We start from the raw sequence: 23,667 nt of genomic DNA on the forward strand, positions 1-23,667 counted from the left end.
ACGTTCCAAATCAAGCCCACATGACACCATCACATCAGCATTACGCCATCGAAGACACAGCGCGTTCACCACAAGCACATTGGTTATCGCATTTACTGAATGGCGTCTATAAATTACCAGGATTAGAACGAAAAAAAGGTGTCTTGTTTTCAAATTCCGTATTAGAAAAATATATCCAAGAAGAAGAAAAACACGATAATTTTAAGCTTACATCAGGACGAAACAGAAGCCTGAGAACATTATCAACTGGTGAGCAAAAAAAAGCATTATTGTCTTATCTATTGCAACAAAACCCAGATTTCATCGTCTTAAATAATCCTTATGAAACCTTAGACAAAGCGTCTGTCTCTCTATTAAAACAACAATTAATTGCCTTGTCTAAAGACATGCCTATTGTGTTTATTTTCAACAGGCAAGAGGATCTCTTACCCGTAATCAGCCACGCCATTACCTTTGAAAAAGACAAGCTTAAAGCCGTGGTGCCCATTGAAGACTATAGGTTTAAAAAACGAGTGTTTGTTTTTGAGAAAGACATTCCACCGGCGATAACAACGTATAGCAATATTCCAGAAGTGCTCGTAGAACTTAAAAATGTAAATGTGAATTATGAGGATCGTTGTATTCTAAAAGATATCAACTGGACCATCAAAAAAAAGGAATTCTGGCATTTAATAGGCCCTAATGGCTCTGGTAAAACCACATTGCTATCCATGATTTATGGGAACAATAGCAAAGGCTATGGTCAAGACCTATACCTCTTTGGTAAGAAAAAAGGCTCTGGAGAAAGTGTTTGGGATATCAAACAAAAGATAGGTTATATCAGTCCTGCAATGTTAGAGTTATTTAATCGAAGCCATACTGTAGAACACATGATTCTTTCAGGTTTTTTTGATAGTGTGGGCTTATACCAAACACCATCGACCTTACAAATACAAACGGCTGCACAGTGGATGGATGCCTTAAACTTAAGTGACAAAAAAAATACGGCTTTTCTTAGATTAGCACCAGCAATCCAACGTCTAATTTTAATAGCAAGAGCGATGATTAAGCATCCGCCTTTGTTGATCTTAGATGAACCGTTAATTAATGTCAATGATGAAGGTAGAGCGCTAATTTCTGCATTAATAAATAAAATCGCCAACGAAAGTGAGACCAGTATTTTGTTTGTTTCACATCGTGATGAGGCTGATATCCACCCTGATTTTATTTACGAGCTCACCCCCTCTCCTGATGGTTCTGTTGGTCTGAAAAAATGATATCCTATGATGAGAATATAAAACCAAAACTTTATCTGAGCAATCAAGATAGGTGTAATGATTTTAATATAAGGAACCTTGTAAACGCAGGACTCACATTTCTAAAAGCTAAAATCTAATCCCCCATAACCACAGCGATTACTATTCTCAAATTTACTTATTCACCAACTCAAACTGCGTATCAATAGGAATTCCAAAATTGGACTCTAATTCTTTAACACTCTTTTTAAAGTAATCTGTCGCTGGTGGTAAATTAACAGTGTTCCAAAACTGTGCGCTATAGTTCACATCAATTTCTTCCATCTTTGTACGATACACGTAAGTGTTTCCCACATCTATTTTCTTTTTATCCGTTTCTATGCCCAAAACGATGACTTCATTTCGTTTAGATAATTTAATCTGTTCGTTTGTTGTTTTTAAAATTCTTTGGTGTTCTTCTGTTAAATCTATAAAACGTTTTGTGTAATGATTATGATAGCTTAAATAGAGCTTCCCTTCATCATTTTTCTTATAGATATATACCACATTAGAGGCTTTGTTTCGTGTTTTATACACCTTATAACTGTCGATTCCAATATAGAGCACTGGATCTAAATAGTTTTTTCGTTTTTGAACCTGATTCACACCTTGAATAATAACAATATCTTCTCCATCGTAAGACGTATCACCAATCTTTGTCCATTTGTAATCCTTAATAGAAATGCCGCGACGTAGAGGATCTATTTTAGCCATAAAATTCACAGGGTAAATTCTCCCAATATTAGCATCTTTATACGTTCTGTAATCTTCAGATCTGCGCCCTTCTAAAATATCAATTCTACGGATATCGATACCACCTCTGGGACCGACATCTTTTATTTTAAGATAGTGCTCTACAAAAAATTTAGCCTTATCATCTTCTACTGCAAAAAACCGATTTAAGATCTTTAATTCGTGTACAGAACTCACCGTATTCTTTTTTAAGTTTTTAAAAGCGAACTTTACATATTGTTGCGGGTTCATAATGTTAACTTCATCAAGCGATACGATATCTTCTTTTAAAATGATGACTTTTTCCTTTAACTCTAGAAATTCTTTAACGACTATTTTAGAGGTTAAATAGCCAATGCTAGACACCTCCAAAGTATCTAATTCATTCTTCTTTGATAATTCTAAATAAAAATGACCATCCTCATTAGTTGAAGTTCCAATATATTTTGAAGTGATGCTAACAGCAGCATAAGGAATGCTTAACTCTGCTTCGTCTAACACAATACCTTCAACTTTGAGCGTTTTGTTTTGTGATTGAACTGAAAAGCTTAATAAAATAAAAATAATAAATAATCGAAATGAATGCATATATAGAATTTTATGTTTTTGAAAATATCACAATTTAACATAAATATTTCACCTTATCGAATGATAGCTCAATGAATTACCTAATCAAAGCGGGTTGAATTGAATATATGCTCATGTTCCATACGTCAAACCTTATGCAGTGTTCAGGTCTACTTGGATTTTATGCAATAAATTCTGTCCGTCAACCAAACATCTAAAACTTATATAAAAATAATAGCCCTTTATATTATTTTTTGTGTTGTTGGAAGTTCATTAAAATGTAACCAAAACAAATTAAAAATCAATTAATTTTATCGCGGATATTTCTTTACACCTTGAAACAAGTAAATCCTTCCCAAATCAGCCATTTCAAATTAGTATCTTTGTGAAGTACCAAACCCATTACACCTTATGATTTTTATCGATAACGAAGGCCACACCAATCCCAAATTAAACTTAGCTTTAGAAGAGTACGCCTTAAGACATTTTGATGTATCTACCGATTATTTGTTGTTCTACATCAACGAACCTTCTATTATTATCGGACGAAATCAGAATACTTTAGAGGAAATTAACCAAGAGTATATAGATGCAAAAAATATTCATGTGGTGAGACGCGTTTCTGGTGGTGGCGCAGTCTATCACGACTTAGGAAATTTAAACTTTAGTTTTATCACTAACCACGATGGCAAAAGCATAAGCAACTTTAAAAAATTTACAGCACCAGTAATTAAAGTCTTAAATGACATGGGTGTTTCTGCAGAACTAAAAGGCCGAAATGACATTTTAGTAGCGGATAAGAAAATTTCTGGCACGGCGCAATTCTCCACAGGTAAACGTATGATAAGTCATGGTACTTTATTGTTTGATACAGATATGAGTGAGGTGGCTAAAGCGCTTCAGGTAAAAATGAGCAAAATACAATCTAAAGGTCATAAATCGGTTAGAAGTCGTGTAGCAAATATCAGTGAGTTTTTAAAGACACCGATTTCTATGGCTAACTTTAAAGAGCAATTACTCATTGGTCTATACGAAGCCAGTGAACCTTTTGAAACCTATAAACTAACGGAAGACGAATGGAAAACTGTACACCAATTAAAAGCTGAAAAATATGATTTATGGGATTGGAATTTTGGACGCTCACCTAAATTTAATATCCAACGTAATAAACGTTTTCCGATAGGCGAAATTGACCTTCGCATTTTTGTTGAGAAAGGGCATATTTCAGAGGTTAAAGTTTTCGGAGATTTCTTTGGAAGACAACCGGTTTCAGATCTAGAAAATATACTTATTGGTGTGCCATATGATAAACATGAGATTCGTAAAACACTTGAAAATATTTCAATTGAAGATTACTTTGGCACTTTAGAAACGTCAGATTTTATTGATCTTGTGTATGGGAGTGATTAGTATTATTTACCGTTTACAATTCCGGACTGTAGTAGACTCTTGAAAAAATTATTATTTTAAAAAAGTTACTTTTAAAGCCTTAAACCTCAAAAATGATTGAACATAATTACACGACTAAAGACTTAAAATTCTATTCGCAAAAATCAATAGGACTAGCTAGTTTTATTGGTGGCCCCTTGGCAGCCGGCTATTTAATTAAAGAAAATTACAAAGCTTTAAATCAGGCTGAAAAAGGAAAAACAGCTTTTATAATTTCCATAATAGCAACGCTAATCATATTTGGGTCTTTATATGTTATTCCTGAATCTATTATGGATAAAATTCCAAATATGGTAATTCCTGCTATATACACAGGAATTATTTATTTGATAGTCGAAAAAATTCATGGTAAACTTCTGAACAACCACGACGAAAATAATTATCCGTTTTATTCTGGCTGGAGAGCTGCAGGTATTGGTGTCATCTCATTAATAATTTTAATAGCTATCGTTTTTGCTTCTATATTTTTAATTCCAGATGAAATATATGATACCTATGATGCCGAAATGGAGCAGTTCTCAAAAAATGAAGGGGCGTCACTCATATTCTACGATCATTTAAACACAGAAGATAATGAAACGCTTTTGAATGAGATTGATAGCATAGCCATCCCTAAATGGAAAGAAAACATAGAGATTATTAATAGAACTAATAGTATTGAAGACTTACCATCCGAACTTGTAGAACAAAATAAAAAATTACTGAGATACTCTAAACTAAGATTAGAAGCGTTTAAGTTATTTAAAAACTTAATTATTCATGAAACAGATAATTACAACATAGAATTAAACAGAGTTCATAACGAAATAGATGTCGTCATTGAATCCTTAAATTAAGAATTCATTAGTATCTATATCACATAAAGATAAATCATAAAGAAGTGGCAAATGGCACCGCCTAGAACAAATAAATGCCAAATAACATGGTTATAAAGCATTCGCTGTAGGGCGTAAAAAACAATTCCAACCGTATAAAATGTACCACCAGCAAATAACCAAAGAATACCATTTGGGCCAAGTGCTTCTGAAACATTTGAGAAATCAAATACAATCAACCAGCCCATTACCAGGTATAAAAGCGTTGAAAAAACCTCAAAACGTCCAGTAAAAAACAGTTTTAAAATCACACCAAAAGCTGCAATACCCCAAACCGTCCAAAATAATGGCCAGCCCAAACTGTTGGTTAGAAGTATCAATAAAACCGGTGTATACGTCCCAGCAATAAGGAGATATATACTAACGTGATCTACAATTCTAAAATAATGTTTCCGCTTCTCCCCTTCTACCGCGTGGTAAAATGTTGATGCTAAAAAAAGAATGATAATAGAAAGTCCGTAAACAATAACACTAAATAAACTCCAAGGCTTTAGGTTGTCTGCATCAATAATTAATAAAACTAAAGCTACGATTCCTAAAAGGGCACCAAAGCCATGCGTCCAAGAATTGAGTTGTTCTTCTAATTTTGTTTGAATACGCATTATTTAACTTTTATAATTAGTAGCTCCTTGTGATGTAGACCATTTATTGACACTCTTATAAAAATCAATTTCGAAAGCTGCTTCTTGTCGTTTTAGCTGTTCATTTTGAAAAGCGCGCTGTAAAATGTCTTCAATTAAATAGTCTTCTTCTTCATCTATAGGACTAAATTCTTTCTTCAATGAAATATCAAACAAACTCGCTGTGCTATTAAACCAAAAGGCACGCCAGCCACTTCGTAATTCTTTAATGAGATCGAAGGTTGTTTTTCCGGTTTGTCGGTGAATGAGTTTTACTAAAATCTGACCTTCTGTTTTTGTAAGTTTCTTAAGTTCTGCAGAAAACTCTTCTTCTATATAATTCTGAATGATCTTAGCATAGCGCTTTTTATCGCGCTTACGCTCCAATCCATCTAATCGCTCTTGTAAGGCTTCTAAACGTTCTGCCGCTAATTTGGCATACGGATATACTTTTAGTGTTTTTCGTCTTAAAATGATATAGCGAATACGTGCGTTTCTGTCTTTAAACTTTAAATTTGGGAGTACTAAAACTTCTTTTAACTCAACGGACGTAACAGGAATAGAATCTCCTTCAATATACATATAGTGGACTTCAGTAGAATCTTGTTTTACAGGATCTTCTTGAGCGCTTATAATCATTGAAAAAAACAATGCTATGTAGGTGATATATTTCATGTAGTATTCTAATACTAAAATCGTTCCAATATGAAATTCTTAGCAATTTCAAAATTAATAATATTTAAAGTCTATAACCTTAAATTCATATTAATATTATGAAACTTATTGAAAAAACCACCAAATAAAAAAGACCTATCAAATAAATTTTATCTGAAAGGTCTTTAATATTAAATAATGACGCTATTTATAGTTTCTGACGGTTGTCTCCAGAAACTCTATCAATAAGTTTATTGTAAGGATCCACACCAACTTCGGTCGGTTTTTCATCTACAATAATCGAAATCATATTATCTATAGCTGTTATTTTATGTTTCTTTAAATAGAGTTCTTTTTCTTTCATCTTACCATCAACGTCATTCTCAGTAAAAATCCCAATATCTATATAATCTTGAAGTGGTAATGATACTATTGGTTTTTCTTTTCCTTCCGGTACATATGAAATGGAATCTCTTCCTATATCAGAAAACAATTGCTTTCCTTTTTCGTTATTTCTAAATTTAGTAACCTCGAAAGCGATGTCTACCTTAAATTTACCATTGTCTAATTCGGTAGATGTCGCAGATGTAACTCTATTATCATACACCGTAATCGTTTCAAACATATCTTTAATCACATATTGTAAACTATCTGGCGTCACCGCTTTGATATGATTTACCATATCAATAGACGTGGTATAAGGTGGCTCTTGAAATTTCACCTTTTCAACATAGGTTTTTAAAGCTCCATTTAATACATCTTCTCCAATATAATCGCTAAGCGCATAGAACACTAAAGAGCCTTTTTGATAGCGAATATAGCCTTGACCATCATTATACATTAATGGTTTTTCGCGTTTACGTTCAAAAGTTCGACTAATTAAATAATCGTCTAAAGATTTTCTCAAAAACTTACGCATTTGTGATTTCCCTAGTTCTTTTTCTAAGACTTTTAATGCCACATATTCTGATAAACTTTCAGACAACATGGTTGCTCCTAAAACATCAGCCCCAATCACTTGGTGTGCCCACCATTGGTGTGCTACTTCGTGTACGGTAATCGCATAGGTATAATTTAAACCGGCATCTTCAGCATCTTCACTCTCTTCGACGTCTGCAATAAAACCTGCATCTCCAGAGAACGGAATTGTATTAGGAAAAGACTGTGCAAATCCACCACTAGGAAACTCTATAATACGTAATTGTCTGTGTTGGTATGGACTAAAATTTTCGCTGTTGTATGCCAATGATGCCTTCATACCATCCATCATACTTTCTAAGTTATATTCATGCCCTTTATGATAGTAAATTTCGAGACTAACGTCTTTCCATTTGTCTTTTTTTACTTCATACTTTGCGGAATTAAACGCGTAAAAATTCAAGATTTTACTATCCATTTTATAATGAAAATAGCGTCTTCCATCTTTTACCCATTCCTTCTGTAGATACCCTGGTGCAATGGCAATTTGATCTTCGCTTGTGCTTACGGTAGCTTCAAAATCGATCCAATCACTATCCTTAGAAATATAAGTATTCCCCAAAGCAGTAGAGTCTGATGGCTGTGGTTTTAATTTGTTTGGTGGTAAATCGTATTTTTCACGGGTTTTATCATCTGTAAGCTCACCTCCATTATATCCTAAATTAGGAAACAATTCCATGTTATTAATAAACGTTCCATTCTTAATTACAGGAGAATTAGACACTAATAATGTGTTTGGTTTGTTTTTAACTGTAAACTTTAAACTCATGGTATCACCTGGCATCATTGGTTGTTTTAACCTATAAATATCAAAGTTGTAAAGTGTGTCTTCTGATACCAACGTATTTTCGCGACTAAACTTAAATGTACTTGGATAATCATTATGATTTAAGAAAATACTATCAATTGCAGTATCTGTTTTATTGATCATTGTATATTCTCCTGATGATTCAAAATTACGATCGTCAATAAATAAGTCCACATTTACGTTTACAGCGATAATACGTGGTTGCGCATAGTCTTCGTATTTTTTATACATTTTCTCCCAATTCACTCTCAGTTCTTCCGCTTCTTTAGAAGAATAGCGATCGTTATTAATGTTAGTTGCATGGAAAATAGTATAACCCATTGTAAAGAAACCTACCAAAAGTGTTACAAATGCAATTGCCATTGGAGTTCTAAAACGGTCTTTCGCAATACTTAGACGTTCTTTAAATGAATGTGGTAAACCACGTACCCAAAATAACGCCGCAATAAGCATTAGAATTGAGCCTCCAAGTACCCAATACATTTTATAAGTTAAATATCTAGATAGTGAATCTCCATAACCGTTCATATCATTATATCCAAATCCTGGGCCTTCATTATACTTAAATATCGCTTGTTCTACGCCTGCTAAAGTTAAAAGCGGAATACCAATTGAAATTACCAAAAGGACAAACAGACCTAAATATGGATTTCTAATTACTGTTTGAACCATCAATGCCAAGAAAGCCCAAATCACATAATTAATCAGTTTTAAACCGAACAATTCTTTAATATACAAACCTATTTCAATATCAAAATACCCTTTATACAATTGAAACAAAATACCTGCAACCATTACCACAGTAAGCAATAACACTTGCATTTTTACTATGGCAATAAACTTAGATAAGAATAACGACCAGTTTGGAATTGGTGTAACGTCTTCTAAACCATTTATGTTGGCTATCTTACTTCGGTTTACTAACATACCTGCATATAAAAATGTACAAATATTAATAGCAAACACAAAGGCACTACCTCCACGTAGCATTAACCATGTCCTAGGATATGATGCGGTTCCGGTTGGACTTCCAAAATCAGATAAAGCAATTAACACAACAATTAATCCGACTAAAACAATACTAATAAACGGCCAACTTTTAACGATGTACTTAAATTCTACATTCGATATTTTCCAAGTCGCTTTTAAATTCTGAACAAATGAATAATCATTTACAACCTTAGGAAGATTGATTTTTGTGATACCACCAAAATTACGTTTAGTAGAACGTTCCCCTTTTGCTTTTTTAAAGAGCGAAATAGTCATTGCATTTTGACTAAACGTAAAGAACTTAAACACCAACCCAAACACTAAACTAGCTACTCCCAACCATATTAAACGGTTATAAAGAATTACTTCCTTAATAGGAATATGCAACTCGTTTTGCTCATAACCCGTCCAGTAACGTGTGTAATAATCTGAAGCCGAAGATCCAAAAGGATCTAATAAGGCTGCTAAATAACGACTATCAGGATCCGATAATAAATTATCAGTTACTCCCTGAATAAACAGTAATAAAATAACAGTTATAAAACCCGCTGCAATATTCCTTGAAAAGGTGACTACCGCAAAAACAATAGCTCCAAACAATAAAATATTAGGCAGAATAAAAAGCCAATACGCATCGAAATACGATTTAAAATCAAACGCAATAATAAGATCAGAATTGGTGCCTGGCAACCTAAAGCCTATAAACATTCCAATTCCAATGGTAAAAACTATAAGCGTTACAATAGTAATGGCACTAAAAAATTTAGCAAATAAATAATTGGCTTTTGTAAACGGATAAGAGTATAAAATGGAATGCATTTCACTTTTAAAATCCCTATTGATCGAAGCTCCAATAATAGAAGGAAATAGAAAGAAAATTAAAATAGTAACTCCATTAAATAAGTTGTTTATTCCGATTGGAGAATTTACAATTCGAGCCGAGCTTGTCGTTGCTGTGATACTATCAAATATTCCTGCTGTTGTTGCGGCCATAAAGACCGATAACATGAAGAAAATAGCCATGTAAATATAAGTCGCTGGTCGTTTTAACCAGTACTTTAATTCATAAGTAAATATTGTTGAAAACATAGATGTACTTTTTTAAAAATTCAAGATTAATACCAAATTAAACTGCGCTTACTGGCTCGTCTTGTTTTAGTGCAATAAAGTATACATCGTCTAGCTGTGGCTCAACGGATTTAAAATCATCACTTGGTTGTAAGTCACTAAACACACGAATGTTTAATGAGTTATCTTCATTATAATTAGAAGACAATATGTTGTATTGTGCTTCGTGTGCTTCTAAATCATCTCTATCTATAATCTTAGTCCAAATACGGCCTTGTAATTCTTGTCTGGCTTGCGATGGTGTCGCTTGCTTTAAAATGCGACCACCATTTAAAATGGCCATATCGTTACAAAGTTCCTTTACATCTTCAACAATATGTGTTGAAAATATTACGGTACAATTGGTACCAACTTCTCGCAAAACATTTAGAAAACGATGACGTTCTGCCGGATCTAATCCTGCAGTTGGTTCATCTACAATAATTAATTTAGGGTTGTTTAATAATAACTGTGCAATACCAAAGCGTTGTTTCATACCACCAGAATAACCTGCAACATGTTTTTTACGCATGTCATACAAATTAGTAATATCTAAAACTTCTTTTACAATAGCCTGTCTGTCGGTCTTTGAACTGATGCCTTTTAAAGTTGCAAAATAATCTAACAAGGCTTCCGCCGACATTTTTGGATAGACTCCAAACGACTGTGGTAAATACCCCAACACTTTTCGTAAAGCCATTTTATCTTCTAAAACGTTGATATCACCAAACATTATAGATCCAGAATCCGGACTTTGTAATGTGGCAATAGTTCGCATTAAAGAGGATTTACCTGCTCCGTTTGGTCCTAAAAGACCGAACATTCCTGTTCCGATTTCGAGGTTAAGATTATCAATGGCTTTTACTCCATTTTTGTATGTTTTGGTAAGGTTGGTTATAACAAGTTTCATCAGTTTATATTTATTTATTTTTTATAGTCACATGGAACATCCTAACTATTCATTTGATTGAATATCAAATTTTTTGGATGGATATTTCATCGTATTAAATTTAAGTTTAAGATTATTGATCTATAAGTGTAAAAATAGATGAATTTGTTACAAAAATTTTTCAAAAGGTATTAAAAGCTTAGGAAATCCTTTTATTTTTACAGAAATTCAAAACATATAATATGGCTTCTAAAAGCATACTTAATAAAAAATCACTCGATTTCCTCGAAAAATATTTAAATAACGCCTCTCCTACTGGTTATGAGTGGGAAGGTCAGAAAATCTGGATGGATTATCTAAAGCCTTATGCAGATGAATTTATCACAGATACTTATGGTTCTGCAGTTGCCGTTATTAATCCGGACGCTAAGTTTAAAGTGGTTATTGAAGGCCATGCTGATGAAATTTCTTGGTATGTGAACTACATTTCTGATAACGGTTTAATTTACGTGATAAGAAATGGCGGAAGTGATCATCAAATCGCTCCAAGTAAAATTGTAAACATCCATACTAAAAATGGTATCGTTAAAGGTGTTTTTGGTTGGCCAGCAATTCATACGCGAAATAAAGCCAAAGAACAAGCTCCAAAACCAGATAATATTACCATCGATGTCGGAGCAAAGGACAAAGAAGAAGTTGAAAAAATGGGCGTTCATGTCGGTTGTGTGATTACGTACCCTGATGAATTTCATATTCTAAATAAAGACAAATTTGTTTGCAGAGCTTTAGATAATAGAATGGGTGGTTTTATGATTGCTGAAGTAGCACGTTTATTGAAAGAAAACAAGAAAACGTTACCATTCGGACTTTATATTACGAACTCTGTACAAGAAGAAATAGGCTTACGTGGTGCTGAAATGATTGCGCAAACCATTAAGCCAAATGTGGCTATTGTTACCGATGTAACGCACGATACCACCACTCCAATGATTGAGCAAAAAACGCAAGGTTATGCTGAAATCGGAAAAGGACCAGTTATCGCATACGCACCTGCTGTTCAACAAAAATTACGTGATTTAATTACAGATACTGCTGAAGCCAACAAAATACCGTTTCAACGTGCTGCACTTTCTAGAGCAACAGGAACAGATACTGATGCTTTTGCTTATAGCAACGGAGGTGTCGCTTCCGCTTTGATTTCATTGCCTTTGCGTTATATGCACACCACAGTAGAAATGGTACATAGAGATGATGTTGAAAATGTGATTAAATTAATTTATGAAACGTTACTTAAAATAGAAGACGGAGAAACGTTTAGTTATTTTAAATAGACCTTTTAGGCTTTTTAGAAATAGTTATAGAGCTATTCAGCAGCTCAAAACAAACAACATTTCAGGAAGTTTACACCCCTCAAGTCCCCTCAAGGGGACAGCCTCACTGTTGCGCTTAAAAAGATCTGAAAGATTTTTTTAAGAATTGTCCCCTTGAGGGGACTTTAGGGGTGTTTTTAAAAACTAAAACGCCACTTCCAAACTATGGATGAATTTCTAGATATTGTTGACAAAAACGGTCAACCAACAGGAAATACAGCTTTAAAATCTGAAGCGCATGCTAAAGGATTGTACCATAACACCATTCATTTATGGTTGTACACGTCTAAAGGTGAAATTCTTTTACAACAACGCTCTCACAAAAAAATCATTTTCCCCTTACTTTGGGATGTTTCTGTTGCAGGACATATTGATGCTGGTGAAACTTTTATTGAAGCGGCCTTACGTGAAACTGAAGAAGAAATCGGTTTAAAATTGGATCCAAAACATCTTGATAAAATCGGAACATTTCTTCATGAAACCCGTTATGCTGATGGTAAGATTCAAGATAATGAATTTCATCAGGTTTATATTGCTGAATTAACAGTGCCGATAAATGCCTTAGTAAAACAAGAATCGGAAGTTGAAGCTCTAAAATTAGTGACGCTAAAAGACTTTAAGGACTTATTAAAACATAGTGAAACCAACATGCATTTTGTGGCTAGCAATTATGACTATTATCTTAAAGTACATGAGGCCATACAAACCAAGTTACTGAAGTTGTAGTCACTTATACTTCCAAATAAAAAACCCCAACCTATTCGGTTGAGGCTTTTTTCAGCTAGTTACGACTGAAACCAATTAATCAATATTTAAATAACGATCCCTACATCGTATTTAGTGGCTTCAAATCGTAAATATGTAATAAACTTAGAATTTAATTTTCATATAGAAAACCTCCCTTACTATTTGCTTTGTCAAAAGTAAATCTGAAATGGTCAAAATGTGTCTGTTTTGTTATTTATAATAATTAACCATTAACTCCAAATGATGCTTTACATAAGCTTTAACATGTAATGGACTAACCACCTTAACCCAAAGATTATACTTTAAGATTTCCATTAAAAACTCGTAATTAGGTTCCACATACACTTTAATTTCACCCCAAATATTAGGGTTTTTATAGTCTAAGTTGTGCGTATCTAGTTCTTTAGGACGTGTAACAATTTGTTGAGAATGATGTAATGGATTATTTTCTAAATACTTAAAATGGTGATTGGCCACTTCTATATGGATCCATTCTGCAGTTATATCTGATTTTAAAATGCCGATAACATTTTTAAAATAAGCTTTGGGGTTAAAAGCTACAGGTTCTTTAACTTGCTGTTTACTAATGGAAAGACTCTTTATTCTATTATCTAAACTAAACGCATAAAACCCATACTGTTCATTATACGCCATTAAATACCAAGCTTTATTAATTTCCTTAATGTGCAGCGCCTGAAAAAAGCCACTTATAGTCTTAAAGCTATCGTCATACCAACCATGATAGGTTATCTCAATTAAGAAATGTTGCTCTATAGCATGAATTAAAGGTACCAAATCCACTTGAGAACTCAACGAACTACGTGCTGTAGTTACGTATGTTTTCCATGCATGCGCATGGTGATGCAAGAGATAGAGTTCTGTTTTTTCGTAAATTTCTTTTAAGGCATCATTAATATAATAACCTTCTAAATAATAACCGTAATTACGCTTGTGTAAAATAATAGCTTTGTAATAGGATTTTATTTTTTCTAAATCTCGCTTAATCGTTTTTTGACTGTGAAGGTTCAGTTTATCGTAAAGCGGATCATCCATATTATTGCTACGCAACTGATCTAAAGACCGTTGTAAATCTTCTAATGGCACAAACTCATTTTTTTCAATCCCATAAACTATTGGGTTAGAAATAATGCGTAATATATAATAGCGACGAAGAAACTCTGGAGTCATCTAATGGATTGAAAAACGAATGTAATAATAAACTTTGAAATGACTAAAAGGAATTGGTTTTTATATCTTTGAACGCCTAATTATACTACATGACATCGGTTTTTAGTAAGAAAGATTTTATTGCGACCAAATGGTTTACTTTAGAAAAACTGATACAATTAATCACAGGTGTTTTAATTGTTCCTCAAATTTTTAGCCTGTTAGGGACTGTAGATATCGGAAAACTCAAATTTGTGGAATCTGTTTTGGGGATGTTGACTCCATTGTTTTTTTTAGGCTTATCGGGTATTTGCATCAGAGAAATTGTATTTCATCCCAAACGAAGTCAACACATATTAGCTACTGCGTTTTACCTTCGCCTTATAAGCTGGGTTGTTGTTCTAATAGGGATTACAATCTATTTTAATAGCTTTGAAAGTAGTCCTTTAAAGATGTTGTATTATATTATAACTATTAGTTATCTGTTTAAACTAACCGATGTTTTTGAGTATTATTTACTAGCAAAAAAACAGACAAAAATTATATTCCTGAGTAAAATAACGAGTTTAATTATTATTGTGTCTTTACAATATTATGGAGTTAAACAACAACTAGATGTCTATTATTTTGCCAAGCTTATTGTCCTCGATTTCTTCATTCAAGGCTTAATTTACACACTCATTTTAAAGTATAAAAAACAGTTTTCTTTTCAACAGTGGACCTTTTCATGGCCTCTAGGAAAATCATTATTAAAAATGTCGTTTCCATTAATAGTTTCGAACAGTTTAATTATGTTTTATATCACAATAGATGAGCTGTTTTTAAAATATTTTCTAGGAGATCATGCCAATGGTATCTTTGCTACGGTTCAATTTTTAGTGATCGCTTTAAGTTGGAATATTGGATTTTCTATCATTAATGCACTATACCCTTCTTTAGCCGAATCCTTTCAAAACAACAGGCCACTTTATATAAAAAAAATGAGACGACTGCTAAAAATCATGTGTGCTTTAGCCATACTTATTGGCGTGCTATACACACTCTTCGGGAATGCTATTTTAAGCACTTATTTTTCAGAAAGCTATGCTGAAGCCAAAACCCCTTTATTAATTTTCTGCTGGGCTCCCCTTTTTGTGTTTATAGGAATGATTTATGAAAAACACCTTATCAATACAAACGACTTACAAAAAAATGTATACCGATTCATTTTAGGTTGTATTGCAAACGTCATTCTATGCTATCTACTGATCCCTATTTGGCACGTTACTGGTGCGGCTATAGCTGTTTTAACCAGTCACTTTATAACTAACATCGTCTATATATTTTTAGATACAAAAAGCCGAAAGCAGCTCTTATTGCTTTTTTAATTATTTTTGATTTATGAATCTACTCCTACTAGCCATCGCACCTATATGTGCCATCCTTCTATATATCTACGTTCAAGATAAACACGAAAAAGAACCTAGAGGTCTATTAATTAAGAGCTTTCTTTTTGGCGCTATTGTAAGTATCCTTATCGTTTTTATCTTATATTTTTTCACAGGGCGATTAATTCCCATCACAGATGAATTCAGCATATGGCAACAATTTATTCAAGCTTTTATAGTTGTGGCGTTAGTCGAAGAGTTCAGTAAATATGTCATTGTAAAATATTATGCACAACCCAAAGAAGCATTCAACGAACCTTATGATGGTATCATCTATGCCGTGATGGTTTCCATGGGTTTTGCCTGTACTGAAAACATTATGTATGTGATTGATGGTGGGTATCAAACCGCAATTTTAAGAGCTTTTACAGCTGTCCCAGCTCATGCTACGTTTGGTGTGCTTATGGGCTTCTACATGGGAAAAGCTAAGTTTTCAAACCATAGAGTTTTGCTTAATCTTACTGGATTATTATTAGCCACTCTATTTCATGGTGCCTATGATTTCTTCTTATTCATCAATTTTATTCCAGGAATTTCCATTGGTGCATTTATTTCGTTAGCTATTGGTATCGTACTTGCTAAGAAAGCGATTAAGGCACATCAAGATAATTCAAACTTCAAATCTTTATAGAATTCATAAAATAAAAGTTAATAATTTCATATTTTGCAATGGATTTAATGATTACATACTAATCATGTAATAAACGCAAAATTATGTATAAAATAAAAGTTAATACGAGCCATACTTTTGAAGTTACAAAAGAAAGCATGGACACTTTGGATGTCGTAGAAACATCTAATAATCACTATCATATTCTTCAAAATAATACTCCAATTAAGGCTGAAATTCTAAGTACTGATTTCAACCAAAAATTATATTCAATTAAAGTCAATAACAATACTTACGATGTTGATATTTATGATGCTTTAGACCAACAAATTGAAGCCTTAGGTTTTGAAATTGGCGCCTCAAAACAAGTCAATGACATCAAAGCTCCAATGCCTGGGTTGATCTTAGAAATCAATGTAAAAGAAGGTCAAGAGGTTAAAGAAAATGATCCGTTGTTAATTTTAGAAGCCATGAAAATGGAAAATGTGATTAATTCACCCCGTGAAGGAGTTATAAAATCCATTCAGGTAAAACAAGGTCAGACTGTCGATAAAAACATGCTCTTAATTGAGTTTGAAAACTAAAATATAATCATTTCCTAACCTGCAAGGTTTTGGTGGCTGAGCGCAGTCGAAGTCAAAAACCATGTAAGTATTAAATATAATGAGATTCCCATTTTCATGGGAACGAAAAATTAAAATTTTTCATGAAAAAATTACTAGTCGCAAACAGAGGAGAAATCGCCATAAGAGTGATGCAAACCGCAAAGAAAATGGGCATTAAAACGGTTGCCGTATTTTCTGAAGCTGATAGGAATTCTCCACATGTCAAATACGCAGATCAAGCCGTCTGTATCGGACCTGCACCTTCAAACGAATCCTATTTACGAGGTGATAAAATTATAGAAGTTTCAAAAGAATTAAATGTTGATGCTATTCATCCAGGTTATGGATTCCTTAGTGAAAATGCCGATTTTGCTGAGTTATGCGAAGCCAATGACATTATTTTTATCGGACCACGTTCTAAAGCCATCCGCGTTATGGGTAGTAAATTAGCAGCAAAGGAAACTGTTAAAGCTTATGATATTCCGATGGTTCCTGGTACTGATGAAGCTATTACTGATATTCCTGAAGCCAAGACAATAGCCAAAGACATCGGTTTCCCAATCCTTATTAAAGCATCCGCTGGAGGTGGTGGAAAAGGAATGCGTATTGTTGAAAACGAAGCGGAATTTGAATCGCAAATGGATAGAGCCATCAGCGAAGCTAAAAATGCGTTTGGTGACGGTTCTGTATTTATTGAAAAATATGTAGCATCACCAAGACATATCGAAATTCAGGTGATGGCGGATATGCATAGCAATGTTATTCATCTTTTTGAACGCGAATGCTCTATACAACGTCGCCATCAAAAAGTTGTTGAAGAAGCACCTTCTGCGGTTTTAACGCCAGAATTAAGAGCAAAAATGGGGCAAGCCGCTATTAATGTGGCACGTTCTTGCGATTATATCGGAGCCGGGACGGTTGAATTCTTATTAGACGAAAACCTAAATTTCTATTTCTTAGAAATGAATACCAGACTTCAAGTAGAGCATCCGGTTACCGAGTGGATTTCTGGAGTCGATTTAGTAGAACTTCAAATTAAAGTGGCTAGAGGAGAACACCTTAATATAAAGCAAGAGGATTTAAAAATCAACGGTCATGCTTTAGAGCTACGAGTTTATGCCGAAGATCCGATGAATGATTTTTTACCTAGTGTTGGTAATTTAGAAGTTTACGTACTACCTGAGGGTGAAAATATAAGAGTCGATAATGGTTTTGAACAAGGTATGGACATCCCTATTTATTACGACCCTATGCTTTCAAAACTAATTACTTATGGCAAAACACGTGAAGAAGCTATTGAACTCATGATAGAAGCCATTGACAACTATCATATAGAAGGAGTGCAAACCACCTTGCCTTTCGGTCGTTTTGTTTGTGAACACGATGCTTTTAGAAGTGGAAATTTTGATACGCATTTTGTAAAAAAGTACTACTCACCTAGCCTTTTACAAGATCAGGAAACATTAGAAGCAGAAATTGCTGCAAAAATTGCCTTAAAGCATTTTTTAAAAGAACAAAAAGTTTTAAAAGTACCGCGTTAGTTTTCAGTCGTAATTTCAAATCCGAACGACAACTAAACAACTAAATATATAATACACACAGCTTTGAGCCATTGCGCCTTTGCGAGAAACCATAAAGCATGAATAACAACATAAAAACCCTAAACGAAAAACTAGCCCTTGCCAAACTTGGCGGTGGACAAGCACGAATAGACAAACAGCATCAAAAGAAAAAATTAACAGCAAGAGAGCGCGTACTTTACTTACTAGACGAAGGTTCTTTTGAAGAAATTGGCGCTTTAGTCACCCATAGAACTAAAGATTTCGGGATGGCGGATCAGCAATTCTATGGAGATGGCGTTGTTACAGGTTACGGAACAGTTAACGGAAAATTGATTTACATCTTTGCGCAAGATTTTACTGTTTTTGGTGGATCGCTTTCAGAAACTCATGCCGAAAAAATCTGTAAAATTATGGACATGGCAGTTAATGTTGGAGCTCCAATTATCGGATTAAATGATTCTGGAGGAGCACGTATTCAAGAAGGTGTGCGTTCTTTAGGAGGTTATGCTGATATCTTTTACAGAAATGTTCAGGCATCTGGAGTCATTCCTCAGATTTCTGCTATAATGGGTCCTTGCGCTGGTGGAGCTGTGTATTCGCCTGCAATGACCGATTTTACAATGATGGTTGAAGACACTAGTTATATGTTTGTAACAGGTCCTAATGTGGTAAAAACAGTGACTAACGAAGAAGTTACAAGTGAAGAATTAGGTGGCGCAAGTGTACATTCTTCAAAATCTGGAGTGGCTCACATTACATCGACAAATGATGTGGAATGCTTAGAGGATATTAAAAAACTCTTGAGCTATTTACCACAAAGCAATAAAGAAAAAGCTGACGATATTCCTTTTGAACTTAAGGATGAAGTTAGAGATTCTTTAAATACAATAGTGCCTGATAACCCGAATAAACCTTATGATATGCATCAGGTTATAAAAGGTATTATAGATGAAGATTCTTTTTACGAAGTTCATAAAGATTATGCCGAAAATATTATTGTAGGTTTCGCCCGTTTAGGCGGAAAAAGTATTGGTATCGTTGCCAATCAACCGATGTTTTTAGCTGGAGTTTTAGATGTGAATAGTTCTAAAAAAGCAGCGCGTTTTGTACGTTTCTGTGATTGTTTTAATATTCCGTTATTAGTATTAGAAGATGTTCCAGGGTTTTTACCAGGAACGGATCAAGAATGGAATGGTATCATTGTTAATGGTGCAAAATTACTCTATGCGTTTAGCGAAGCTACAGTTCCAAGAATAACAGTAATCACAAGAAAAGCTTATGGTGGTGCATACGATGTAATGAATTCTAAACATATTGGAGCTGACATGAATTTTGCGTGGCCTAATGCAGAAATCGCCGTTATGGGAGCCAAAGGTGCCGCGGAGATTATTTTTAAGCGTGAAATTTCTAAAGCAGACGATAAAGAAGCGAAATGGAAAGAGAAAGAAGCAGAATATGCCAAATTATTCGCGAATCCTTATAGTGCTGCCGAACGTGGTTTTGTAGATGATGTTATTCTACCTGAAAACACTCGACGCAAACTGATAAAAGCTTTTAGTATGCTAGAAAATAAAGACGTTGTAAGACCTAACCGTAAGCATGGGAATATTCCTTTGTAGAACTAGATGTTGAAGTTGAAGTTGAATTCGAAATTGAAATTGAAATTCAAGTTATAGTTTCTAATAAAACTAAAGACCTTTCAAATTGTAAAAATCTGAAAGGTCTTTTTTATTCAAACACGAAACCATACTAATCCAACTCTAAAATTTCATCTATTCTGGGAACTTACTTTTATCAATTCCTGGTACAATTCTCAAAGCATTTTTATAATACACTTTTTTTAGAACGTCATCCGATAAATCTAAACCATACATTGGCCAAAACGCATGGTATTTCTTATGATAAGGAAAATATTCATCATCAGATTCTAACACTCTAAAATAGGTTGGGAATTCTTCAGGCTTCCAACTATCTTTTCCAAATAAAATTCGGTCTTGGTATTTTTCAAAAAATGCTTTAGCAAATCTTGGTTGGCGACCTAGCTCAGCGATTATAGCGCCAATACCAACATTCATGTTTGGCATTTCGTCTAACAATTCCCCTAAATGTCCTAAATCATTAGCAAACCAACCCATATGCGCATTAATAAAGGTGGTGTTCTTATGTTTCTTAAACATATTATGTTGTTCTTGTATAATCTGTTCCCAAGGCACAGGGTCAGTCGCACTTCTTTTACGTCTTGGATTTATTTTTAACTCTAACCAACGTTCATTATTTCCATCAAAATCGGCCCAAAACAATTTAGGATCGGCTGAATGTATTAAAACAGGAATACCCAATTCTCCACATTTTTCCCAAATGGCATCTAATCGAGAATCATCGACAGCCAATCGTTTACCGTCTGAATCGTTATTACGTAAGCCTAAACTTTTATAAACTTTAAGTCCAACAGCTCCTGCTTTTACATCGGCTTCTAATTGTTTTACCGTTTTTTCTATCCAACCTTTTGCTCCTGCACCTTCAAAATCGATATTACAAAATAACACAAAGCGACCTGGATAATTACGTTTTGCATTTTCTAAGGCCTTTACTAAATCGTCTCCCGTTCTTCCACTTAAATTAACCATCACTTGTAAATTCAGTGAGTCCATTGCGGTAATTACAGGTTTTAAATCTTGAGTCGCCATTTTATATTGGTGACCATGCCCATCTATAAATGGAAATTTTGCACGATTTATAATTTTACCAGGAACTACGAGTGATGATTCTGGATTGTAATCTTCAAAGGTTAAATCTTGAGCATTACTAGAATTAAAAATAAGTAAAGACAATAAAAAGAATGATAGAATTTTAAATTTCATAAAGTTGAATAATTAAATGTGCTTAAATTTATAAAAAACGATAGTTGATTGAAGCCCTTTAATGGTGTTTAACATTATATTTTCGCCTGAAATGTGTATAAATCATAATAACGGCCTTCTGCTTTTAATAACTCGTCGTGTGTGCCGCGTTCTGCAATTCGTCCGTTTTCTATCACTAAAATCTGATCTGCTTTTTTAATGGTACTTAAACGGTGTGCGATCACAATCGTCGTTCTGTTATTGGTTAATTCTGATAAACTTTTTTGAATTAAACCTTCACTTTCTGTATCTAAGTTAGACGTTGCTTCATCTAAAATTATGATTTTAGGATCTGCTAAAATAGCTCTTGCAATGGCGATTCTTTGACGTTGCCCACCAGACAGTTTTACACCACGCTCGCCAATCAACGTTTCTAAACCATCGTCAAAACGATCCGTAAATTCATTGACATAAGCAGCTTTAACGGCATTCTGTAACTGTGCTTCCGTTGCATTAGGTCTTGGAAACATAATGTTTTCTCTTATAGTGCCTTCAAACAAAAATTCATCTTGTAACACAACTCCTAAATTCTGTCTAAAACTACTTAATTTCACTTTAGATAAATCTTGACCATCAATGGTAATGATTCCTGAATCAGGATTTAAAAATGTAGCTGATAACCCAGCGATAGTAGATTTTCCAGATCCTGAACTTCCTACCAATGCAATAACAGATCCGGATTGTGCTTCGAAATTAATATTGTGTAACACCGGTTTTCCTTCTTCGTAAGCAAACGTCACATTATCGAATTTTATGTCACCTTTCAATGTTTCTAATGCGATGGTTCTTTCTTCTTGTTCATCTTCCGTGGCTAAATTCATTAATTCTTCAGTACGATCTAAACCTGCTAAAGCTTCGGTTAATTGACTACCAATGTTACTCATTTGCACAATTGGAGCGACCATAAATGCCAATAAAAACGTGAATTGTAAAAAGTCACCAGGTGTAATTTCTCCTTGAATCATGTAATGGCCACCGATTCCCATAATTCCTGTCGTTGCTAAACCAATTAAAAAAGTTGAAGAACTTGTCATTATAGCCGTTGCGGTCAAACTTTTTTTAACATTTTGAAAAATGTTCTCTACTCCTTTTTCGAAAACTATATTCTCTTGTTCTTCAGCATTAAATGCTTTTATCACTCTAACACCAGCTAATGTTTCGTTTAAACGACCTGTAACTTCTGCATTAATTTTCCCTCTAGCTCTAAAAATTGGACGAATATACTTGAAGGCTTTTAAGGCAATAATTCCGAAAATAGATAATGGAATAAAAGTAAAAAGTGTCATCCAAACATTCATCCTTAATAAAATAACCAAAGTTAAAATAGCTGTAAACGAACCTCCTACTAACTGTACTAAACCTGTACCTATAAGATTCCTCACACCTTCAACATCCGTCATTATTCGAGATACTAATGCTCCTGATTTTGTATTATCAAAAAAACTAATAGGTAGAGATAACACTTTTCTTTGTACTTGAGCTCTGAGTTCACTAATTAAATATTGAGCTTGAACACTTAATACTTTAGTTAATAAGAAAGATGTTATGGCTTGCACTAGAATAGCAGTAATAACAATTGATATTAAGATATAGAGCTGATTGTAATCTTTATTTGGAACCACCTCATCTAATAGCACTTTGCTTTCTAATGGCAAAACAAAACCTGCCAAACTACGAATTATAATGAGAACTAAACCTAAGAGCACTAATTTTCGTCTTGGCCAAATAATGGTCTTAAAAGCCGATTTCATTGTTACTTTTGGCTTATCTGTTTTAGATCGTTTAGGTGAATCTTTATAGTGTTGCATCCTTATTTTAAAATTTGCACAAAGATACGTTTACAAATCTCCTAAAGTAACAATCCACAAACCGAAATTTAATCTAATAGACGTCTGTGAAAATTAATCTGACCTAAGTGGTAGGCTAAATGTGTGCTTAAATGCACTAAAAAATATTCGGTAGTCATCGGTTCTTTAAAAACTTGCAGTTGATATTCCTTTTGTAAATCTTCAGGCGTTACAATTTTTAAAGTGCGCTCTACGGCAACTAAAGTATCTTCAATTTGTTTAATTAGTTCGGATTTGGGAACATCTTTTAATGAAAATTCTAAATCGCGTTGTCTTACATATCCTGTATTACCCAAAACGGATCCAATAAAATGATTTATATTTCCGATAAGATGAAGACATAAACTTCCGGCAGAATTAGTAACTGAACCTTCTATTTTCCAAATATGAGAATCGGTCTTATACAGTTCAATTTCTTCTATTAATTTATTAAGATCTCTTTTGAATAACGCTATTAATGTATTAGTGAGCATACTATGTAATTATTGA

The 23,667-nt window shown here is 33.8% G+C and carries 19 protein-coding genes; 10 read left to right on the top strand and 9 right to left on the bottom strand.

Annotated features, from left to right (window positions below):
- The first annotated feature begins 20 nt into the window (after window positions 1-20).
- Window positions 21-1,256, top strand: coding sequence for an ATP-binding cassette domain-containing protein (locus HM984_RS01470; protein ID WP_179347824.1), 1,236 nt, complete (start codon window positions 21-23; stop codon window positions 1,254-1,256).
- A 153-nt stretch (window positions 1,257-1,409) separates the two neighbouring features.
- On the opposite strand, the gene HM984_RS01475 is transcribed toward HM984_RS01470, so the two are convergent.
- Window positions 1,410-2,594: a carboxypeptidase-like regulatory domain-containing protein gene (locus HM984_RS01475; protein WP_179347825.1), complete on the bottom strand. Its 1,185-nt coding sequence runs from the start codon at window positions 2,592-2,594 to the stop codon at window positions 1,410-1,412.
- Between the two features lie 390 nt (window positions 2,595-2,984).
- Here HM984_RS01475 and lplA point away from each other — a divergent pair, with 390 nt between their 5' ends.
- Both lplA and HM984_RS01485 read left to right on the top strand, forming a co-directional pair.
- On the top strand, window positions 2,985-3,983 hold the full coding sequence (lplA, locus tag HM984_RS01480; protein WP_179347826.1) for a lipoate--protein ligase: 999 nt from the start codon (window positions 2,985-2,987) through the stop codon (window positions 3,981-3,983).
- 92 nt (window positions 3,984-4,075) lie between these two features.
- Window positions 4,076-4,858 (top strand): hypothetical protein, encoded by a 783-nt coding sequence (locus HM984_RS01485; protein WP_179347827.1) that lies wholly within the window; start codon window positions 4,076-4,078, stop codon window positions 4,856-4,858.
- 14 nt (window positions 4,859-4,872) lie between these two features.
- On the opposite strand, the gene trhA is transcribed toward HM984_RS01485, so the two are convergent.
- From trhA to HM984_RS01505, 4 genes are all read right to left on the bottom strand, one after another.
- On the bottom strand, window positions 4,873-5,499 hold the full coding sequence (gene trhA / locus HM984_RS01490) for a PAQR family membrane homeostasis protein TrhA (RefSeq protein WP_179347828.1): 627 nt from the start codon (window positions 5,497-5,499) through the stop codon (window positions 4,873-4,875).
- A 3-nt stretch (window positions 5,500-5,502) separates the two neighbouring features.
- Window positions 5,503-6,192: a DUF4294 domain-containing protein gene (locus HM984_RS01495; RefSeq protein WP_115808681.1), complete on the bottom strand. Its 690-nt coding sequence runs from the start codon at window positions 6,190-6,192 to the stop codon at window positions 5,503-5,505.
- 187 nt (window positions 6,193-6,379) lie between these two features.
- Window positions 6,380-10,036, bottom strand: coding sequence for an ABC transporter permease/M1 family aminopeptidase (locus HM984_RS01500; protein ID WP_179347829.1), 3,657 nt, complete (start codon window positions 10,034-10,036; stop codon window positions 6,380-6,382).
- Between the two features lie 37 nt (window positions 10,037-10,073).
- Window positions 10,074-10,964, bottom strand: a complete 891-nt coding sequence (locus HM984_RS01505) for an ABC transporter ATP-binding protein (protein WP_115808679.1) — start codon at window positions 10,962-10,964, stop codon at window positions 10,074-10,076.
- Between the two features lie 221 nt (window positions 10,965-11,185).
- On the opposite strand from HM984_RS01505, the gene HM984_RS01510 reads away from it, so the two are divergent.
- Together HM984_RS01510 and HM984_RS01515 are read left to right on the top strand one after the other, a co-directional pair.
- Window positions 11,186-12,274, top strand: coding sequence for a M42 family metallopeptidase (locus HM984_RS01510; RefSeq protein ID WP_179347830.1), 1,089 nt, complete (start codon window positions 11,186-11,188; stop codon window positions 12,272-12,274).
- A gap of 204 nt (window positions 12,275-12,478) precedes the next feature.
- The gene (locus HM984_RS01515; RefSeq protein WP_179347831.1) at window positions 12,479-13,039 is read left to right on the top strand and encodes an NUDIX hydrolase; all 561 of its coding nucleotides are present in this window, start codon (window positions 12,479-12,481) and stop codon (window positions 13,037-13,039) included.
- Window positions 13,040-13,270: 231 nt separating this feature from the next.
- Here the strand turns inward: HM984_RS01515 and HM984_RS01520 are convergent, their stop codons facing one another.
- Complete coding sequence (locus HM984_RS01520; protein WP_179347832.1) at window positions 13,271-14,248, bottom strand: helix-turn-helix transcriptional regulator; 978 nt, start codon at window positions 14,246-14,248, stop codon at window positions 13,271-13,273.
- 89 nt (window positions 14,249-14,337) lie between these two features.
- Between HM984_RS01520 and HM984_RS01525 the strand changes: the two genes are divergently transcribed.
- The 5 genes from HM984_RS01525 to HM984_RS01545 all read left to right on the top strand — a co-directional run bounded on the left by HM984_RS01525 (window position 14,338) and on the right by HM984_RS01545 (window position 20,050).
- The gene (locus HM984_RS01525) at window positions 14,338-15,594 is read left to right on the top strand and encodes a flippase (protein ID WP_179347833.1); all 1,257 of its coding nucleotides are present in this window, start codon (window positions 14,338-14,340) and stop codon (window positions 15,592-15,594) included.
- A 13-nt stretch (window positions 15,595-15,607) separates the two neighbouring features.
- Complete coding sequence (locus tag HM984_RS01530; protein ID WP_179347834.1) at window positions 15,608-16,285, top strand: PrsW family intramembrane metalloprotease; 678 nt, start codon at window positions 15,608-15,610, stop codon at window positions 16,283-16,285.
- Window positions 16,286-16,368: 83 nt separating this feature from the next.
- Window positions 16,369-16,848, top strand: a complete 480-nt coding sequence (locus HM984_RS01535; protein WP_179347835.1) for an acyl-CoA carboxylase biotin carboxyl carrier protein subunit — start codon at window positions 16,369-16,371, stop codon at window positions 16,846-16,848.
- 122 nt (window positions 16,849-16,970) lie between these two features.
- Window positions 16,971-18,410, top strand: a complete 1,440-nt coding sequence (accC, locus tag HM984_RS01540) for an acetyl-CoA carboxylase biotin carboxylase subunit (RefSeq protein ID WP_179347836.1) — start codon at window positions 16,971-16,973, stop codon at window positions 18,408-18,410.
- A 98-nt stretch (window positions 18,411-18,508) separates the two neighbouring features.
- Complete coding sequence (locus HM984_RS01545; RefSeq protein WP_115808672.1) at window positions 18,509-20,050, top strand: acyl-CoA carboxylase subunit beta; 1,542 nt, start codon at window positions 18,509-18,511, stop codon at window positions 20,048-20,050.
- Window positions 20,051-20,203: 153 nt separating this feature from the next.
- Here HM984_RS01545 and HM984_RS01550 read toward each other — a convergent pair whose 3' ends face one another.
- The 3 genes from HM984_RS01550 to HM984_RS01560 all read right to left on the bottom strand — a co-directional run bounded on the left by HM984_RS01550 (window position 20,204) and on the right by HM984_RS01560 (window position 23,651).
- On the bottom strand, window positions 20,204-21,292 hold the full coding sequence (locus tag HM984_RS01550; protein ID WP_179347837.1) for an amidohydrolase family protein: 1,089 nt from the start codon (window positions 21,290-21,292) through the stop codon (window positions 20,204-20,206).
- Window positions 21,293-21,366: 74 nt separating this feature from the next.
- Entirely contained in the window at window positions 21,367-23,139 is a 1,773-nt protein-coding gene (locus HM984_RS01555; RefSeq protein WP_179347838.1) for an ABC transporter ATP-binding protein, read from the bottom strand.
- 68 nt (window positions 23,140-23,207) lie between these two features.
- Window positions 23,208-23,651, bottom strand: a complete 444-nt coding sequence (locus HM984_RS01560) for a DinB family protein (RefSeq protein WP_115808669.1) — start codon at window positions 23,649-23,651, stop codon at window positions 23,208-23,210.
- Window positions 23,652-23,667: the final 16 nt, after the last annotated feature.

The sequence above is a fragment of the Winogradskyella pacifica genome, from assembly GCF_013403915.1.
Classification (GTDB): domain Bacteria; phylum Bacteroidota; class Bacteroidia; order Flavobacteriales; family Flavobacteriaceae; genus Winogradskyella; species Winogradskyella pacifica.

Bases quoted from the DNA above. Each gene is read 5' to 3' on its own strand.
- HM984_RS01470 (WP_179347824.1), top strand. From the start codon at position 21: ATGACACCATCACATCAGCATTACGCCATCGAAGACACAGCGCGTTCA.
- HM984_RS01475 (WP_179347825.1), bottom strand. From the start codon at position 2,594: ATGCATTCATTTCGATTATTTATTATTTTTATTTTATTAAGCTTTTCA.
- lplA (WP_179347826.1), top strand. From the start codon at position 2,985: ATGATTTTTATCGATAACGAAGGCCACACCAATCCCAAATTAAACTTA.
- HM984_RS01485 (WP_179347827.1), top strand. From the start codon at position 4,076: ATGATTGAACATAATTACACGACTAAAGACTTAAAATTCTATTCGCAA.
- trhA (WP_179347828.1), bottom strand. From the start codon at position 5,499: ATGCGTATTCAAACAAAATTAGAAGAACAACTCAATTCTTGGACGCAT.
- HM984_RS01495 (WP_115808681.1), bottom strand. From the start codon at position 6,192: ATGAAATATATCACCTACATAGCATTGTTTTTTTCAATGATTATAAGC.
- HM984_RS01500 (WP_179347829.1), bottom strand. From the start codon at position 10,036: ATGTTTTCAACAATATTTACTTATGAATTAAAGTACTGGTTAAAACGA.
- HM984_RS01505 (WP_115808679.1), bottom strand. From the start codon at position 10,964: ATGAAACTTGTTATAACCAACCTTACCAAAACATACAAAAATGGAGTA.
- HM984_RS01510 (WP_179347830.1), top strand. From the start codon at position 11,186: ATGGCTTCTAAAAGCATACTTAATAAAAAATCACTCGATTTCCTCGAA.
- HM984_RS01515 (WP_179347831.1), top strand. From the start codon at position 12,479: ATGGATGAATTTCTAGATATTGTTGACAAAAACGGTCAACCAACAGGA.
- HM984_RS01520 (WP_179347832.1), bottom strand. From the start codon at position 14,248: ATGACTCCAGAGTTTCTTCGTCGCTATTATATATTACGCATTATTTCT.
- HM984_RS01525 (WP_179347833.1), top strand. From the start codon at position 14,338: ATGACATCGGTTTTTAGTAAGAAAGATTTTATTGCGACCAAATGGTTT.
- HM984_RS01530 (WP_179347834.1), top strand. From the start codon at position 15,608: ATGAATCTACTCCTACTAGCCATCGCACCTATATGTGCCATCCTTCTA.
- HM984_RS01535 (WP_179347835.1), top strand. From the start codon at position 16,369: ATGTATAAAATAAAAGTTAATACGAGCCATACTTTTGAAGTTACAAAA.
- accC (WP_179347836.1), top strand. From the start codon at position 16,971: ATGAAAAAATTACTAGTCGCAAACAGAGGAGAAATCGCCATAAGAGTG.
- HM984_RS01545 (WP_115808672.1), top strand. From the start codon at position 18,509: ATGAATAACAACATAAAAACCCTAAACGAAAAACTAGCCCTTGCCAAA.
- HM984_RS01550 (WP_179347837.1), bottom strand. From the start codon at position 21,292: ATGAAATTTAAAATTCTATCATTCTTTTTATTGTCTTTACTTATTTTT.
- HM984_RS01555 (WP_179347838.1), bottom strand. From the start codon at position 23,139: ATGCAACACTATAAAGATTCACCTAAACGATCTAAAACAGATAAGCCA.
- HM984_RS01560 (WP_115808669.1), bottom strand. From the start codon at position 23,651: ATGCTCACTAATACATTAATAGCGTTATTCAAAAGAGATCTTAATAAA.